The organism is Mesobacillus sp. AQ2, assembly GCF_030122805.1.
GTDB classification, from domain to species: domain Bacteria; phylum Bacillota; class Bacilli; order Bacillales; family Cytobacillaceae; genus Mesobacillus; species Mesobacillus oceanisediminis_A.
Genome location: NZ_CP126080.1, coordinates 2,704,475 through 2,719,907, shown reverse-complemented (window position 1 = coordinate 2,719,907; position 15,433 = coordinate 2,704,475). Strand labels below are relative to the sequence as shown.

The 15,433-nt window shown below is 39.7% G+C and carries 15 protein-coding genes, 1 tRNA gene and 1 pseudogene; 11 read left to right on the top strand and 6 right to left on the bottom strand.

Translation table 11 applies throughout. The features are described from left to right. The first annotated feature begins 63 nt into the window (after positions 1-63). Both QNH36_RS13590 and QNH36_RS13585 read left to right on the top strand, forming a co-directional pair. On the top strand, positions 64-1,416 hold the full coding sequence (locus QNH36_RS13590; protein ID WP_251541223.1) for an amino acid permease: 1,353 nt from the start codon (positions 64-66) through the stop codon (positions 1,414-1,416). A 68-nt stretch (positions 1,417-1,484) separates the two neighbouring features. Continuing rightward, a pseudogene (locus tag QNH36_RS13585) lies at positions 1,485-1,886 on the top strand (DUF2512 family protein). Between the two features lie 65 nt (positions 1,887-1,951). Here the strand turns inward: QNH36_RS13585 and QNH36_RS13580 are convergent. The 3 genes from QNH36_RS13580 to QNH36_RS13570 all read right to left on the bottom strand — a co-directional run bounded on the left by QNH36_RS13580 (position 1,952) and on the right by QNH36_RS13570 (position 4,144). Continuing rightward, entirely contained in the window at positions 1,952-2,596 is a 645-nt protein-coding gene (locus tag QNH36_RS13580) for a phosphatase PAP2 family protein (protein WP_251540347.1), read from the bottom strand. Positions 2,597-2,974: 378 nt separating this feature from the next. Then, positions 2,975-3,048 (bottom strand) — tRNA-Arg (locus tag QNH36_RS13575). A 280-nt stretch (positions 3,049-3,328) separates the two neighbouring features. After that, the gene (locus QNH36_RS13570) at positions 3,329-4,144 is read right to left on the bottom strand and encodes a YitT family protein (RefSeq protein ID WP_283903655.1); all 816 of its coding nucleotides are present in this window, start codon (positions 4,142-4,144) and stop codon (positions 3,329-3,331) included. A 197-nt stretch (positions 4,145-4,341) separates the two neighbouring features. On the opposite strand from QNH36_RS13570, the gene QNH36_RS13565 reads away from it, so the two are divergent. Then, positions 4,342-4,599, top strand: coding sequence for a DUF1292 domain-containing protein (locus QNH36_RS13565; protein ID WP_144480637.1), 258 nt, complete (start codon positions 4,342-4,344; stop codon positions 4,597-4,599). 84 nt (positions 4,600-4,683) lie between these two features. On the opposite strand, the gene QNH36_RS13560 is transcribed toward QNH36_RS13565, so the two are convergent. Continuing rightward, positions 4,684-5,577 carry a YitT family protein gene (locus QNH36_RS13560; protein ID WP_144480639.1) on the bottom strand — a complete coding sequence of 298 codons (894 nt, stop codon included), beginning with the start codon at positions 5,575-5,577 and terminating at the stop codon, positions 4,684-4,686. A gap of 235 nt (positions 5,578-5,812) precedes the next feature. On the opposite strand from QNH36_RS13560, the gene QNH36_RS13555 reads away from it, so the two are divergent. Further along, on the top strand, positions 5,813-6,958 hold the full coding sequence (locus QNH36_RS13555; protein ID WP_283903654.1) for a cation:proton antiporter: 1,146 nt from the start codon (positions 5,813-5,815) through the stop codon (positions 6,956-6,958). A 62-nt stretch (positions 6,959-7,020) separates the two neighbouring features. Here the strand turns inward: QNH36_RS13555 and QNH36_RS13550 are convergent, their stop codons facing one another. After that, positions 7,021-7,227: a YwbE family protein gene (locus QNH36_RS13550; RefSeq protein WP_144480643.1), complete on the bottom strand. Its 207-nt coding sequence runs from the start codon at positions 7,225-7,227 to the stop codon at positions 7,021-7,023. A gap of 108 nt (positions 7,228-7,335) precedes the next feature. On the opposite strand from QNH36_RS13550, the gene QNH36_RS13545 reads away from it, so the two are divergent. From QNH36_RS13545 to QNH36_RS13535, 3 genes are all read left to right on the top strand, one after another. After that, a complete protein-coding gene (locus QNH36_RS13545) occupies positions 7,336-8,028 on the top strand; it encodes a hypothetical protein (protein ID WP_283903653.1) in 693 nt (230 codons plus the stop codon). A 179-nt stretch (positions 8,029-8,207) separates the two neighbouring features. After that, a complete protein-coding gene (locus QNH36_RS13540; protein ID WP_251540341.1) occupies positions 8,208-9,032 on the top strand; it encodes an STAS domain-containing protein in 825 nt (274 codons plus the stop codon). Between the two features lie 14 nt (positions 9,033-9,046). Then, entirely contained in the window at positions 9,047-9,799 is a 753-nt protein-coding gene (locus QNH36_RS13535; protein ID WP_144480649.1) for a Cof-type HAD-IIB family hydrolase, read from the top strand. Positions 9,800-9,843: 44 nt separating this feature from the next. On the opposite strand, the gene QNH36_RS13530 is transcribed toward QNH36_RS13535, so the two are convergent. Then, positions 9,844-11,523, bottom strand: a complete 1,680-nt coding sequence (locus QNH36_RS13530) for a glycosyl hydrolase family 28-related protein (RefSeq protein WP_283903652.1) — start codon at positions 11,521-11,523, stop codon at positions 9,844-9,846. Positions 11,524-11,703: 180 nt separating this feature from the next. Between QNH36_RS13530 and QNH36_RS13525 the strand changes: the two genes are divergently transcribed. From QNH36_RS13525 to QNH36_RS13510, 4 genes are all read left to right on the top strand, one after another. Further along, on the top strand, positions 11,704-12,726 hold the full coding sequence (locus QNH36_RS13525) for an FUSC family protein (RefSeq protein ID WP_251540339.1): 1,023 nt from the start codon (positions 11,704-11,706) through the stop codon (positions 12,724-12,726). Between the two features lie 166 nt (positions 12,727-12,892). Continuing rightward, positions 12,893-13,315 (top strand): RDD family protein, encoded by a 423-nt coding sequence (locus QNH36_RS13520; protein WP_251540336.1) that lies wholly within the window; start codon positions 12,893-12,895, stop codon positions 13,313-13,315. Positions 13,316-13,434: 119 nt separating this feature from the next. Continuing rightward, on the top strand, positions 13,435-14,400 hold the full coding sequence (locus tag QNH36_RS13515; RefSeq protein ID WP_283903651.1) for a DMT family transporter: 966 nt from the start codon (positions 13,435-13,437) through the stop codon (positions 14,398-14,400). 53 nt (positions 14,401-14,453) lie between these two features. Then, positions 14,454-15,308, top strand: a complete 855-nt coding sequence (locus tag QNH36_RS13510; RefSeq protein WP_283903650.1) for a GNAT family N-acetyltransferase — start codon at positions 14,454-14,456, stop codon at positions 15,306-15,308. The last annotated feature ends 125 nt before the right edge of the window (positions 15,309-15,433 follow it).

Sequence of the window (15,433 nt, the reverse complement as noted above, 5' to 3'; positions counted from 1 at the left end):
CTCAATACATAATATCAGGTGGATTCTCTAATGATAATACTTATCGAGAAAGGGGAGAAAGGAATGGATTTTTTTCTGCCATCTGTAAAATCCAAAGGCGGGGATCACTCAAATGAAGGAGATTTAAAATGGTGGCAATTATCCCTTATCGGTGTGGGATGTACGATCGGCACAGGTTTTTTCCTGGGTTCAGCCATTGGAATCAAAATCACCGGGCCATCAATCGTCATCTCATTTATCCTTGCGGCTATTGGTACTTACCTGGTCTATAATTTATTGGCAAAAATGACAGCCGAAGACCCACAGGATGGTTCTTTTTGCTTTTATGCCAAAAAGGCTTACGGAAAATGGGCTGGGTTCAGCTGCGGCTGGAATTATTGGAGTTCCAATATCCTGATTATGGGAAGCCAGCTAACCGCTCTTTCGATCTTATCCCAATTCTGGTTTCCCCATATCCCTTTATGGATTTTTGCAACTGGTTACGCAGTTCTCTCAATCGGCGTTGTCCTAACCGGAAATAAAGGCTTTGATAAGGTTGAAGATTTGCTTGCGGTTATTAAAACGGCAGCCATCATCATGTTCATCCTTATTGCTGCAGCAGCTCTTTTCGGATTGTTCAATCTTGAAACGCAGGAAGTTTATATGCCGAACTCAGTAGATAAACTTTTTCCTGGCGGACTAAAAGGCTTTTGGTCATCGCTGATTTATGCTTTTTACGCATATGGAGGAATAGAGGTAATCGGATTGATGGCGACAAGATTGAAAAATAAAGAAGATGCCCCAAAAGCGGGTGTGATCATGCTGATTTTACTGGTCATTGTGTACGTGCTTTCATTGGGCTTTGCTGTCATTCTGGCTGCACACGGAGCTTTTAACGATAAGGAAAGTCCATTTGTAACTGCCATGGGTCAGTTCAAGTTGGATTTCTTTCCGCATGTATTCAATGCTGCAATCATTCTCGCAGGTTTTTCGACTATGACAGCTTCTTTATTTGGTGTTACAACCTTGCTCGTCACACTGGCCGAGGATGGGGATGCTCCGAAGATTTTCTCCAAGAAAATTGAAAAGTGGAAGCAATTGCCGCTTCCATCTCTGGGACTTGCAGTAGTAGGACTGATCGCTTCCATAATTACCGCGTTGCTGCTTCCGGGAAAAATATATGAGTATATTACTACTGCCGCAGGAATCCTGATTCTATTCAATTGGGCTTTCATTATCCTGTCGGGGCTTAAATTAGTTGAAATGAAGGTATGGGGGAAAACACTCTCCACATTGGGCATATTCCTTATTCTTGCTGCAGTTACAGGAACTCTGGCTGAGAAGAGCATACGAATGGGTTTCTTTATCAGCATTATTGTTGTTTTGTTAATTGGATTGATCTCTGTTGTTTTGCAGAAAAAAGTATGGAATAAATAGAATGGAGAAAAATAATATAAATCTTAAATATTGGTGGAGATGGAGTGGGAACACCTTAGAGCCTGGCCTTGCTGTATACCATCCTTGGGGTAATATATGAAATGCCATTTACTAACGTACTATTGATTTCTCTGATCCTTATTATTGCTTCATACTTAATAGGGGACTTATTCCTTCTGTCAAAGACTAATAATACGATCGCAACATTAGCAGATTTCGGACTTGTCTTTATGATCATTTGAATAATAGGAGAAAGCTTGACCTATGGAGAGCGCCTATTGCTCCCATCCTTAATAGAAGCTGGCGGAATTGCCGTTACTGAATACTTTTTCCATAAATACGTATCCCGAAGTGTTTTGGAAGTTGGCGAAAAGTATAACAATGGAAATTACCGATACAAAACAGAGGCATCTGAAGAATTATACCCTGTCAAACCGGATGTCAGAAGCGATGAGGATACAGGTAAATAAAGAGGTAAATAAAAAAGGCCGCAAAAAGCTGTGCTTTTCAGCTCTTTTGTGGCCTTGTTGTTTCTTCAATCTTTTACATATACGGTTTCCGAGCTTTTAGCGACCTTGAATTCCAGTACATCAAAAACAATGCCATAGATGAATGAAGTCAAGAACATGGAACCAAACATATCCAGGATATAATGCTGTTTTACAAAAAGCGTCGAGATGATGATCAAAGATCCCATTAAAGGTATGAAAATCCTGTGGATGATATGCTTGTTTTGAATGTGAAGACTGCCAAGAATGATTGTGAATGTAGTCAACACATGGATACTAGGGAAAGCATTAAAGGGTTGATCGTGGCTATAGATCATTCCGACAAGGTCAATGAGGATCCCATCTCCTGTCAATTCCGGTCTTGGAACGGTTGTTTGAAAGAAGAAATAAATCAGGAAACAAATCAATTCTCCCACAACAATCAGAGTCAATGTCTTTAAATAAACTCGTGTATCCTTATACCAAAAATACACCAAATAACCCAAAATAAAACCGTACCAAATGATATAGGGTATAATAAAAACCGGAAGGAAGGGAATCATTTTATCGAAGTCAGTTGAAAGGATTACTGCCTCCCTTGGATTGTTGTTTATTAATTTGTAAATCATGCCTAATACTGGCATGACCAGTAAAAATAATAGATAAGGCAGATCTTTCTTTTTATTTTTCATGTCCTATCCCCTTTGCTGAATTGCTGATGGTGTATAAATACCACAAACAGTCCATTTTAATCCCCATTCAATTTTTACCTTTTCTGTAATCACTTATATAGACGATTTTCATAGGCTTTAGTTCCACAATTCTTAACCAAATCTATTTTTTATCTACAAGCGTGATTTTTCATAACGGTAATGGAAAGTTCCCCTCAACTGCTCAACCAGTTAAATAAAAACTCTAAGAAAATTATTCTCTAAAAAAAAGAAGCTTATAAAAAGAAGGGAGACAGAGAAAAGAGAGAATAAGTGATTGGATATCGTAAATTTCGTATGGAAATATTAATACTATCTGAAAAAATAAAAAAACCTTGATATATTATCAAGGTTTTTAAGCGTCCCAGAAGAGATTCGAACTCCCGACCTACAGTTTAGGAAACTGTTGCTCTATCCTGCTGAGCTACTGGGACAAGATTAGAAATAAAGTTGAAATTTGAGAAAGTAACTAGATTAGTGTGATATCCCGTCCACATCTCAGAATGAATTCCAAGAAGCGGCTCGATGTGGACGCTGAAGCCGTTTCGATGAAGCGGATTCGAACGTACTGAGCTACTGGGACAAGGTATATTGGTTTTGAATTTCAGCGACTTAATTATTATATGATGAATCCAGAAAAATTTCAAGATGATTTTTCCTGTAAATTTTCAGAGGGCAATCAAGAAGCAGATGATCTGGCTTCTTGATTGCTGTTCAATGTTGTTGTTTTCGATGAAACAGGCCCATTACTTCCAGGGTTTCTGTTATATTCACAAATGCCACAGGGTCTATTTCTTCTATGAGTGTTTTGACTTCGGTAAGTTCATACCGGGATATGACCGTAATGATGACATTGCTTTGCTCATTGGAGTATCCGCCAATAGAGTCGATAACCGTCACACCGCGATAGACATTTTTAAGAAGATGCTGTTTCACTTCCTCGCCTTTTCTGGTAATGATCATTAAAGTAAGCTTCACATGATGTGTATGAACTTTATCAATCACTTTTCCCAGAACGAAAATAGAAACAAGGGTATTCAGTGCTGCATCCCAGCTGAATAAGAAGCCTGATAACAAAATGACGATAGAATTCATCGCAAACAATAATGTTCCCATTGGAAAGTCCTTTCGTCTGGCAAGGAGCATTCCAATGATATCAAATCCGCCTGATGAACCTGATGAGCGAAAGATAATACCTATTCCCAGTCCGACAATAGCCCCTCCGAAAATGGATGAAAGAATCGGGTCCTTAGCGAGTTTAAATACAGGTATAAAATAAAGTGCAATTGAGATGGTAATGACTGAAAGGATTGTATAAATGATGAATTTTCTCCCTAATTTCAAATAACCAATAACAAGCAGGGGGAAGTTCAACAGGAAATTGTAAATGCCCGTATTTATAGATGTGAGCATCGATAAAATGATGGAAAGACCACTGATTCCACTGCTCATGATTCCATGTGGAATCAGGAAGAGGTTGAATGCAAATGAAACGATGAGTGAGCCAATAATAATTCCAGCTGTCTTCAAGTAGGACGCCTCCAATAAATAGTGTGTGAGAAATATTATATCGGTGAAAATAAAGAAATGGATTTAAAAGTTTATTTTAAATTCATATATTATTTTGATTTAGAAGTGCTATTTTCAACCAAAAATCGAATGATGAAAATTATATATCTGCCAGAGAAGGGAAAAATAAGATGATTTAATGTTGGAGGTGAGCAGCTATGGACAATGATTCAGTCAGGGACCTGGTAACCGTAAGAGATGAGATGGGAAATGAGAGACAGTTCGAAGTAGAAGCATTGTTTGAAATGAATGGACTATCTTATGCGATGTTGAGAGAAGGGGAAGAAACTGTGGTAATGAAAGTAGAGGACCAAGGTGAGGACCAATTTCTCGTAGGACTTGAAAGTGAAGGTGAAAAATCCAACTTGCTAGATGCCTATCAAATTGCTGTTGATGCAGCACCAGCGGAAGAGTGATGGGGCTAACAAATTACTTGATGATAAACGAAAAGCCCAGATGTTCTCTGGGCTGCACTTTTTTCCCTGCGGTTAAAATAATCACTAGTGGATATTTCGTTTCTTGAACCTTCCTCCTCGTACTTCAGCAATGTTACCTACAGCAAGGAAGGCAGTTTCATCCAGCTCTTCGACAATTGATTTTAGTTTCGCTTCTTCCAGACGGGTAATGACACAGAAAATTACTTTCTTGTCATCCCCGGTGTATGCTCCTTCACCTGTTAAATAGGTTACACCCCGGCCAAGCCGAGCAAGAATCGCTTCGCCGATTTCCTTATGCTGGTCACTGATGATCCACGCTGCTTTTGATTCATCCAGTCCAGCAATCACAATATCAATTGTTTTAAAAGCGATGAAGTACGCGAGAATCGAATACATTGCACGATCCCAGCCAAACACAAATCCTGCGGTTCCAAAAATGAAGATGTTAAAAAACATGATGACTTCACCGACTGAAAATGGGAGTCTTCGATTTGCGAGGATTGCCAGAATCTCAGTACCGTCCAGAGATCCGCCGTAACGGATGACTATGCCTACACCAGCCCCGAGAACGATCCCTCCGAATACGGTGGCAAGCAGCAAATCTTCTGTAAAAACAGGTACTTCATGAAGAAAGCTGGTTGTTAATGAAAGAACAGTAATCCCCAAAAGGGTGGAAAGTGCGAATGTTTTTCCAATTTGTTTATAACCAATGAAAAAGAAAGGAATGTTTAATACAAAAATAAAGAGGCCGAGGCGCCAGCCTGTTAAATGAGAGAGGATAATTGAAATGCCAACAATTCCGCCATCCAAAATTCTGTTTGGGACGAGGAATTCCTCAATTCCTACACCCATCAGGACAGCTCCCAAAATGATGAAAAAGATTCTTTTAGCTAGTTTTGTTTTTGTAATGCCCTTATGCTGCTGCCGGGCAAGAACTGCTTCTTGACTGCTGTTCATTTGTTCCCCCTTAGTAGAATCAACCGTTTGAATATATAATCTATTTTATCATAAAAGATGTAAATGTACTGTTTGAAAGTATGTTTCTATTTAATGTGTGAATCTTCAATAGTTCTTATCCAGACAGTAAGTAAGCCAGTAAGTAGTTCAATTTTCCAGGGTTGAAATGTCATGAATTGGGTACAAAATAGGAAGGTAAATGCTTTTTTAAAAAACGAAAAGGTGATGTATTGAATTGAATTTGACTTTATTCATTGGAATATTTCTGTTGGTGCTTTTTCTGATCGGCATGGTTGGCATCAAATTGATTAAAATTCCAGATATATTATTATATATTTTACTTGGACTGGTATTATCATTAGTTATTAAAGAATCCAAAGTAATTGAAGTGGTAGGGGAGATTGGATTAGTCCTGCTGTTTTTTATTCTTGGAATGAAATTCCCTGTAAACAGGTTAATATCGAACAGTTCCAGGGTTTGGAAGGGCGGCTTGCTGGATGTGGTGCTGGGGGTTTTGGTAACTGCTGTGATCAGCTCGCTGTTCGGACTGGATTGGGTATCATCCTTGATTGTAGGTGGAATTGTCTATGCTACCAGTTCGTCTATTACGGCAAAACTGTTGGAGGACAAGAACAGGACTGAGAATAAAGAATCCGAGTTCATGCTTCTGATCCTGGTTTTTGAGGATTTGATTGCTCCCGTCCTTGTAACAGTACTTATTGGACTCTCTGGAAAAGGATTGACGGTTACTGATTTTTTAATAATTTTAGCGAAGATAGGCATTCTCGCCGGGATTGCCGTGTTCTTTGCAAAGGTTGTCTTTAAAAAGGCGGAATCAATTCTAAAAGAAATCAACCAGGACGATATATTCATCGTTTTGATTACCGGCATTGCCCTCACCTACGGAGGAATTGCCATAATGCTGGAGCTATCAGAGGTAATCGGTGCCTTTCTCGCTGGTATGATGCTATCTGAGTTAACAATAAAGGACAAGGTTGAAAAAGCAGCATTGCCAGTAAGGAATATATTCCTTCCATTCTTTTTCCTGAATTTTGGTCTTCACATTGAATTGACTAGCGATATTCCTTATTTAGGACTGCTTGTCGTGCTCGTTCTGTGGTCGTTGATCCATAAATTGATTGTTGGGTATATGGGAGGGCAATGGTTTGGCCTGTCAAGAAGCGATTCGCTAAAAGCGGGGCTATCGCTTACTCAGCGGGGTGAGTTTTCCGTAATCATAGCTGCACTTGCAACTGGAGAGTTAAAGGTTTTCGCCAGTATATATATCTTGGTTATTGCTTTTATAGGAACAATTTTGTTCCAGTTGGCACCGAGGTTAAATACATTGATCGTTGATAAAGTTAAAGAAAAAAGAAGTTAAGCATTAAAGGGTCATCCCTTTAATGCTTTTTTATGTGGCCGGTACTTGGCAGGAATAATCCCTTATTCCAGGATTTCTTTTACACGCCCAACCTGACCGTCCTCAAGCCTAACCTTAATTCCGTGTGGATGTGTGCCCGAATTGGTAAGGAGATCTTTAACGACTCCCTGAGTGAGTTTTCCTGTTTTCTGGTCTGCCTTGAGAACTATATTTACTTTTAAACCAGGTTTGATGTCATTTCGATTTTTTCCATCTTTACTCTTTGTCATCAATCTTCACCTCACTTCATTTCAAGTATTCTATTCTACCATCTTTTGCTTTATTATATAGGAAAAAAGCAAAGAGGGATTGCCTTGAAGGTTGGGAGATTGCCATGGTTGATTTTTTTTGTTCTTTTGTTTGCCGCCATACTGATTTATTTTCAACAAAATCAAAAAGAAAAATACGAAGGGTTTGATCTGATTCCTGAACGCACTGAGGATATTCCGCTATATAAAGGGCTGGAGGCAGATAGCCCAGTCTATAAAATAGAGGGAAATCATTGGAGTGAGGTCATGAAGTTTTACGAGGAGGAGCTCCCGAAAAATGGTTGGAGTTTAATTATGCAGCAGGCCTCGTCAGATTCCAATGAGGATGGAGCTGGCTTCACATCAAGCTGGGAAAAGAAAGGGACAGATTGGGCATTGTCAATCAGCGGGTCATATTTCATAAATATGGACCAGACGGAGGTCACATTCGATAGAACAGTACCAATAAAAGCTGCAAAATGGGTCGAATCTGAAGTGCCTGAGGTCTGTATAAATGAGCAGCCAGACCGAAGTGGTGATTGCTTCAAGATGACTGACAAAAAAATAATCAGTCAAATTGGAGAAATGATCAATGAAGCACCAGAAGCAGGAAATCAGCAACTTTTATATAAAGAGAAAAGCACTATTATGTTTGGAACTTTGACTATTACTGTCTATTATGACTTGGATAACGGGATTTATTTAGTTTCAGATAAGGGAACAAAATGGATGAAACCAGAAAAAGAGTTTTTTGAATTGACCCGAATTTCAAAAGAATATTAAACGTGTGATTAAATGGAAGTTGAATCTTGTTTGTTACTATTTAACTAGGCCGACCCGATTATTTTCTATTCCCTGTTCAAAATAACGATTTAAAAAGAGATTATTTTTCGCTTAAAGTGTATCCTATTGATAGTAAGTAATAGACTTTTATTAATATGAAGAAAAGGGAAGTGACCTTTGTGAATCCAACAGCTGCGGTGGCAAATGAATTACAACTAAAAGCCGAAACTATCGCAAAGGAAATGGTAGATTCAATAGTTGAAATTGTTGGTGTCGAAATCCCAAAGAAGGAAATTGACCAGGCAATTGTTGTTTATACTGAGTATCTTGGGTTTCTTGGTGACTCAATCAGGAATGCAGATGAAACCACTCCACATGGGTTGATTGAATGGAGCAAGGACAATGGAGAGAGGGAAGCTGCAAGAGGAGGACAAATTTCTGACATACTTCTCAGATATCCGCCAACAAGAATAGTGTTTATCGATAAAATGGCAGATATAAGTCTCAAACATGGTGTAGACACTGAAGATTTAATTTGGATCAATAAAAAAGTAAACAATATGCTTGATATCAGCATTAATGAAACTGTATTTGCCTTTGAAAGGAAAGCTTCGAAACTGATGAAGGAAGTCCAGGACGAAGTGGATATCTTGTCGGCCCCTGTGGTTCCAGTCCAGGAGAATATAGCCGTCTTGCCTTTAGTCGGAAAAATGGACCATGATCGGGCGAGACTAATCATGGAACGGGCGATTCCACAGGTTGCTCAGCAAAAGGTTCAATCGTTGATCATTGACTTTTCAGGAATTGTCACGATAGATGCAGCGATTGCCAAGCATATTTTTGATATTCATAATGTCCTGCGGTTGTTGGGAGTGGAATCGTTCGCAACTGGGATGCGCCCCGAACTAGCACAGGCTGCGGTAGAAGGTGGAGTTGATTTCTCGAGGATCAATACATTCGCAACTGTAAAACAGGCAATTGACAGCATCAATAACCAAAATTAATGGTTTATAGGAGGATGGATTTGAATAAAAAAGGATCAAATATTAAATTAATTGCACTCGATATGGACGGAACTCTCCTCAATGAAAACCATGAGGTTACAGATGAAAATAGACAGGCAATCAAGGAAGCTGAACGAAGAGGGGTATTTGTGGTACTCAGTACCGGACGCAGTCTCAAAACAGCGCGAGATTATGTTATATCCCTCGAATTATCTTCTTATCTTGTGACAGTTAATGGTGGAGAAATATGGGGACCAGATGGGGAGCTCGTTGAAGTTAATCCGGTCGATACAGAACATATCCAATGGATGTTTGAGCTGTCTAGGAAGCACAAAACGGGATTTTGGGCTACAAGCAGTGAAGACGTTTGGAGGAATAACATGCCAGAGGACTTATTTTCACAAAAGTGGCTCAAGTTTGGCTTCCATATTGAAGAGGATGAAATCAGGAAAAGTGTATTAACAGAGTTAAAAGAAAAAGGTTTATTTGAAATAAGCAATTCCAGTCTGAAAAATATTGAAGTCAACGCATTAGGAATCAATAAGGCCAAGGGCTTGCAGAAGGTCTGTGAATTATTAGGGATTTCAATGGAAAACGTGATGGCCGTTGGAGACAGCCTGAATGACATTGCAATGATCACTGAGGCTGGATTGGGAATCGCGATGGGAAATGCCCAGGATGTTGTCAAGGAAGCTGCGGATGATGTTACAGGTACGAATCGTGAAAGCGGAGTCGCTCAGTCAATTCATAAATGGGTGCTCGTTTGAAGAGAGGAAGCAGTTGCACTGCTTCCTCTCTCTGTTTCATACCGTCACACCTTAATCTCACTTCCGAAGTGTCTCGATATATTTTGCCTGAAGCCTTTTGATTGAATATCCTTTACCATGGCCTTATTTTCAGATATTTGTACAACTGTCCTGCCATTGATTGCCTCAGCGAAAACCTTCTCAACTGATGATTCTGTTACGCCCTTCCCGATTTCTATTGTTTTAGGAGCAGAATGTGTTGTGACCACATTTCTAATTTTTACATTGTCAGCATGATTATTGCCTCCGAAAACCTTGATGTCTGAACCAGCGTTTGAAAAACCCCTTAGTTCTATATTTTTTAGCATGACATTTCGGGCTCTGTACTGGATGGCCAAGACAGGTTCGCCATTATAGTCATAGGATGGATCGCCAATTGCCGTGAAATGGTTGACGGCAACGTTTTTGTACGCAGATACAACCATGGCTCTAGGTGCTGAATGGGCATATAGTTCAGTGTAAACCGGATGGATGGAGATGATGTTGGCTGCTGTTATGTTAATGGCTGTTTTTGATTCAGGATCATTCTCCTTGTGATGGCCAATATGCCGAAAATTATAAGATCGATTATCGTTCACTGATAAATGGCCTATAATGACAACATTATTTGCTGCAGAAGATGTATGGTGGGCCTTAATTTCAATACCGCCGAAGCATCTGGTGGTAGAGTTGTTCAATAGCCATACATTTCTTGAACCATCATCTATTTCTATTCCGTTGGAGTTTGAAAATCCTTTTTTATGTGCTTTTCCGCTTGGATCACTCATATGGCAATTTGAAATGAAAATGTTATCGCTATGATGAGTGGTAATCCCATCATCGCCAAAACCGTAGCCTGTCAGATTGTCCAGCCAGATAAATTCACTTCCGCCCCTTGCCCGGTACCCATCTCCATAGTAATTGTAGAGAGGTGACGAAATGTCGAAGCAATGAAGCCCGGGGTTGATTCCTTCAACATCCTTTACCCAGCCGTATTTTACATTGGCATACAGCAGGCAGCTGGAGTGGTTTCCCCAGGTGCTTGTTTTTTCAACATTTCCGAGCCGTTCAACATTCCAGTCCAGGGTCATTCCGCTGACATAAATGTTGCGATTTCCCGTTCGGTGATGTTTATTCGTTACTAGCCTTTTTCCTTTTGGGGAAGAGTCATGAAGCTTGATGACTGTTTTTCCCTTTCCTGCGCCGACAAGACTGGTATAGGATGGCAGTTTTATCTCCTTCACGATAAATATACCTTCTGGTACATATACCTTTACATGTCCACGTCCAACAGCCATCCTGAAAGCTTCGGTATTATCTGTCTTACCATCTCCGACCGCTCCGAAGTCTTCAATATGAACCTCCCGATTAATTTCTTTTACGAGGTGTTTATACTCTTCATTCAATTTTCCTATCCAATCGGGAAAGACATTTCCATTTCTGTCAACAATCGTGTCATATTGAACAGCGTCATCAAAGGCTGATTTAGTCTGGAAAACTCTTCTTAGGCTAGTCTGGAAATTAGTGAAAATAGACGATATTTTTTTATTTGAATTCATTAATAGAGGCTTGTAATCCTCGCTGACTTCTCTGAATAACTGGTTAGTTTCACTGATCAATTGAACCATCGATAATTTTTTCCCGGAGATGCGTGAGATCATTTCAGCATTTTTCCTGGGGTCATGATTTCTTTCTAATTTCAGCATCTTATTCCCACCTTTTAAAAAAGCTGCTAGAATATTATTCCCGATGGAGGGAAAGATAACCTCTTTGTATGTTAAAAACATGATATTTAAGAGAGTATTAAGACCCAATGAGTTTTTATCCTGCCTATTAAGGTAATCATAGAATAGATAGATTTTCTTTTAAAAGAAAGTGGGTTTTCCATGATTACTTTAGGTCCAAGAGTGCTGAAAACTGGAATCGCAGTGGCCCTGGCCCTCTACTTAACAAAATGGATTGGATTAGAGCCGCCGGTTTTCGCGGCAATTGCAGCTTCGTTTACAATCCAGCCATCGATTTATCGCTCCTGGAAACAAGTTTTAGAACAATTCCAGGCTAATTTGGTCGGTGCGCTCATCGCCGTTGCCTCCATATATTTATTCGGAAACAACCCTGTTGTCATCGGCCTGGTAACAATGATTGTCATCATATTAAGTCTTAAGCTTAAAATGGAAAGTTCAATATCCTTAACAGTTATCACGGTCTTAATCATGATGAGTTCACAGGAATTTGAAGGTATCATTACAGCTGCCAACAAGTTCCTGATTGTCCTTGTAGGAATGGGATCGGCATTTCTCGTGAATCTCATCGTTTATCCGCCTAATTTCAATAAAAATTTCACAGGTAAAATGGATAGCAGCTTTAAAACATTGTCATTGCTGATCAGGACGGCAATATCCAATGAACTTACCGAAAAAACTTTTCAAACACAGTGGGTCCAATTGCGAAAAGATATCGCTAAATTGGAAGAACTATATAAAATACTCGACGAAGAGAGAGAGAAAATATCAAAGTTCAAACGCCTTGATGTTAGGGAACTGGTCGTGTTTAAACAAATGCTGGCTTGTCTTCATCACGGCTTGAGACTCCTTGATATTGTCGAGGGCCATTTCTTTCAGAGCCGGCCACAGCAGGAGGAGAGCAGAGAGTTTGATGATCATCTTGAAGAACTAATCCAATACCATGAACTGATTCTCCTGAAATACTCTGGCAAAATCAAGGAATTTAATGTAGATCCGATTGTCGAGGAAAGCGGGAATTTCCTTGAAACAATCATGGAGGATAAAGCAATGGACCGAGATGACAGACTGCGTCTGACGATAATAGGTTCAGCTATTTATGATTATGCCTTTCAACTCAAAAGGCTCGATGATTTGATTGATCAGTACCAAAAAAGAAAAATATGAATGGATTGAAGGAAATAAGCAAATAGACCGGCAGAGCCTAAAACAAAAATAAGAATAAATAATCCTTATTTGTATTAAGTATTAATATGTATGACCACAAGAATGCACTCATTGCATTCTCACGTGTAAATACAGGGAATTCATTTTACTTCTAGGAGGGAATGCATTGGGCAGACCAGCAGGTTTTTGGGTGAGACTAGGTGCAGCAATTTTGGATGGATTAATTATCGGTGTACCACTTTCAATCATTAGTTACCTGATAACAGGCAACGCGGAAGACAACATATTTACTTCCACAATGAACTTGATATACACTGTTCTTGTGCCAGTAATATGGTCTGGGTATACCGTTGGAAAGAAAATTGTAGGGGTAAGGATCGCGAAAGTCAATGGCGAAAAACTTGGTTTTGGGACGATGCTCATGCGTACAGTAGTCGCTGGGCTTGTTTATCTATTGACTTTAGGGATTGGTGTAATTGTCAGTGCCTTCATGGTAGGTTTGCGCCAGGATAAAAGAGCGATTCATGATTTTATTGCTGGAACTTATGTAACCTATGAAAAACCTGATGAAATAAATTATGAACAGTAATACCATTAGCGGCTTTAGGCACCTGGGATACCAGGTGTCTGTTTTTGTGTGGAAAAGCCTGGATTATGGTAGTATGATAGATTGAAATAGATTCCGAATAAAGAATGGGAAGTGAACCAATGGGTCCAATTATGTTAGGTGTTTTAGCTGCCTTCTTTTTTGCTTTTACCTTCGTCCTTAATCAGTCAATGGAATTATCAGGTGGAAGCTGGATATGGAGTGCTTCATTAAGATACATATTCATGGTCCCGTTCCTATTGGCAATAGTAGCTGCAAGGAAGAATTTAAAGTCATTAATCCAGCATATGAAACAAAATCTATTCCCGTGGTTTTTATGGAGTTTTATTGGATTTGTCCTTTTTTATGCACCACTGACATATGCGGCTGCCTATTCTCCAGGATGGCTGATCGCAGGTACATGGCAAATCACGATTATATCAGGCGCTTTTCTCAGTCCCTTGTTTTATGAAATAAAACAGACAAACGATGGTTTAGTAGCTGTCAGAGGAAAAATCCCTTTTAAGGGACTGGGGATGTCCGTTGTCATCATATTGGGCATCATGTTGATGCAAATCGAACATGCACGGCAGATTCCTCTCCAAATGGTATTGCTTGGAGTGATTCCAGTCTTGATTGCATCTTTTGCTTATCCACTTGGCAATCGAAAAATGATGGAAGTTATTAATGGAAGTCTCGACGCCTATCAGCGAGTGCTTGGAATGACTTTGGCCAGTCTGCCATTCTGGCTCGTTCTTGCTGTTTTTGGTTATGTTACAGAGGGAGCTCCATCCATGAGCCAAAGCCTGCAATCCCTTCTTGTTGCCATTGCCTCAGGAGTAATCGCAACCGTATTGTTTTTCAGGGCAACAGATTTAGTTAGGGGGAATATGGCCCAACTTGCTGCTGTCGAAGCAACCCAGTCAATGGAGGTTCTCTTTGCGTTAGCTGGTGAATATTTAATCCTTTCGATGCCGCTGCCTTCTCCTTTATCCTGGGCAGGTAGTGGACTTGTCATGCTTGGAATGGCATTGCACAGCTACTCTACGCTTAGCAGAAAAGAAGAAAAGCTGAAAATAAGTGCTTAATCTGAGAACAAGTTATTAGTAATTTAGCACTCTTTAAAAGAGGTGGATGCGGGATGCAGTACAAACTTACTGAACAAATGGAAAAGGCATTGGAAATCGCGGAAAAAGAGCGCAAAGGTTCTTTAAGTCCCTGCATTTTGCCCGGTCATCTATTGCTCGGCTGCCTGAACGACGGTTCGTTCCCAGTCTGGGAGGCAAAGCAAAAAAGCTTAATTGACCCTTCGTTCGTGAGGGAATCTTTAATTCCTCATGAAGAGACGATGTCGTATGAGTTTTGCCAACCATTTAATCTGCCAGTCTGTCTATCAACAAAACTGGTACTCAAGCAAGCGGTCAACTATATGAAAAACTACAATCAAATTTTTCTCAATGAGGGACATGTCCTGAAAGCACTGATCAAGACAGGGCAAACAAAAGGATTATTAACCAGGGATCAGGAAAATGCCCTTTTGAATATAGCAACTATTTCAAGGGACATGATACTATCTTTAAAAAGATATAACTCAACCGGAGGAGAATACAAATATATCAGGATGTTAAGTAATCAGGACGGGGAAAAACTGATTCGTTTCATCCAAGAAGAATTCGGGTCCCGATGGACGGACTCGATTCAGCAATCCATAGTACAGCAGAAATCATCTATATGTGTTGCCCTGGATCAGGATGGGGAAGAGATTGTAGGGTTTGCAGCCTTTGACATTCAAAAACCAGGCTTTTTTGGACCGATGGGCGTTGTAAAGAACAGAAGATCGAAGGGCATTGGAGAGTCATTATTGCATTTTTGCCTGAAAGAAATGAGCAAGATGGGCTACAAGGAAATCATCATTGATCAAGCCGGACCGATTGAATTTTATGAAAAAACCTGTAACGCTAAAGTGATTCCTTCAATCGACTTAGACTGCTATTGAGACCATTATATGGTCTTTTATTTATGACCAGCTGTTACTTATTTACTATATATTCCAGCATAGTTATAATGCTTTTTAATCATTTTAATCTGAAAAGTATAAATATTCAAAATAATTAAAGGTTT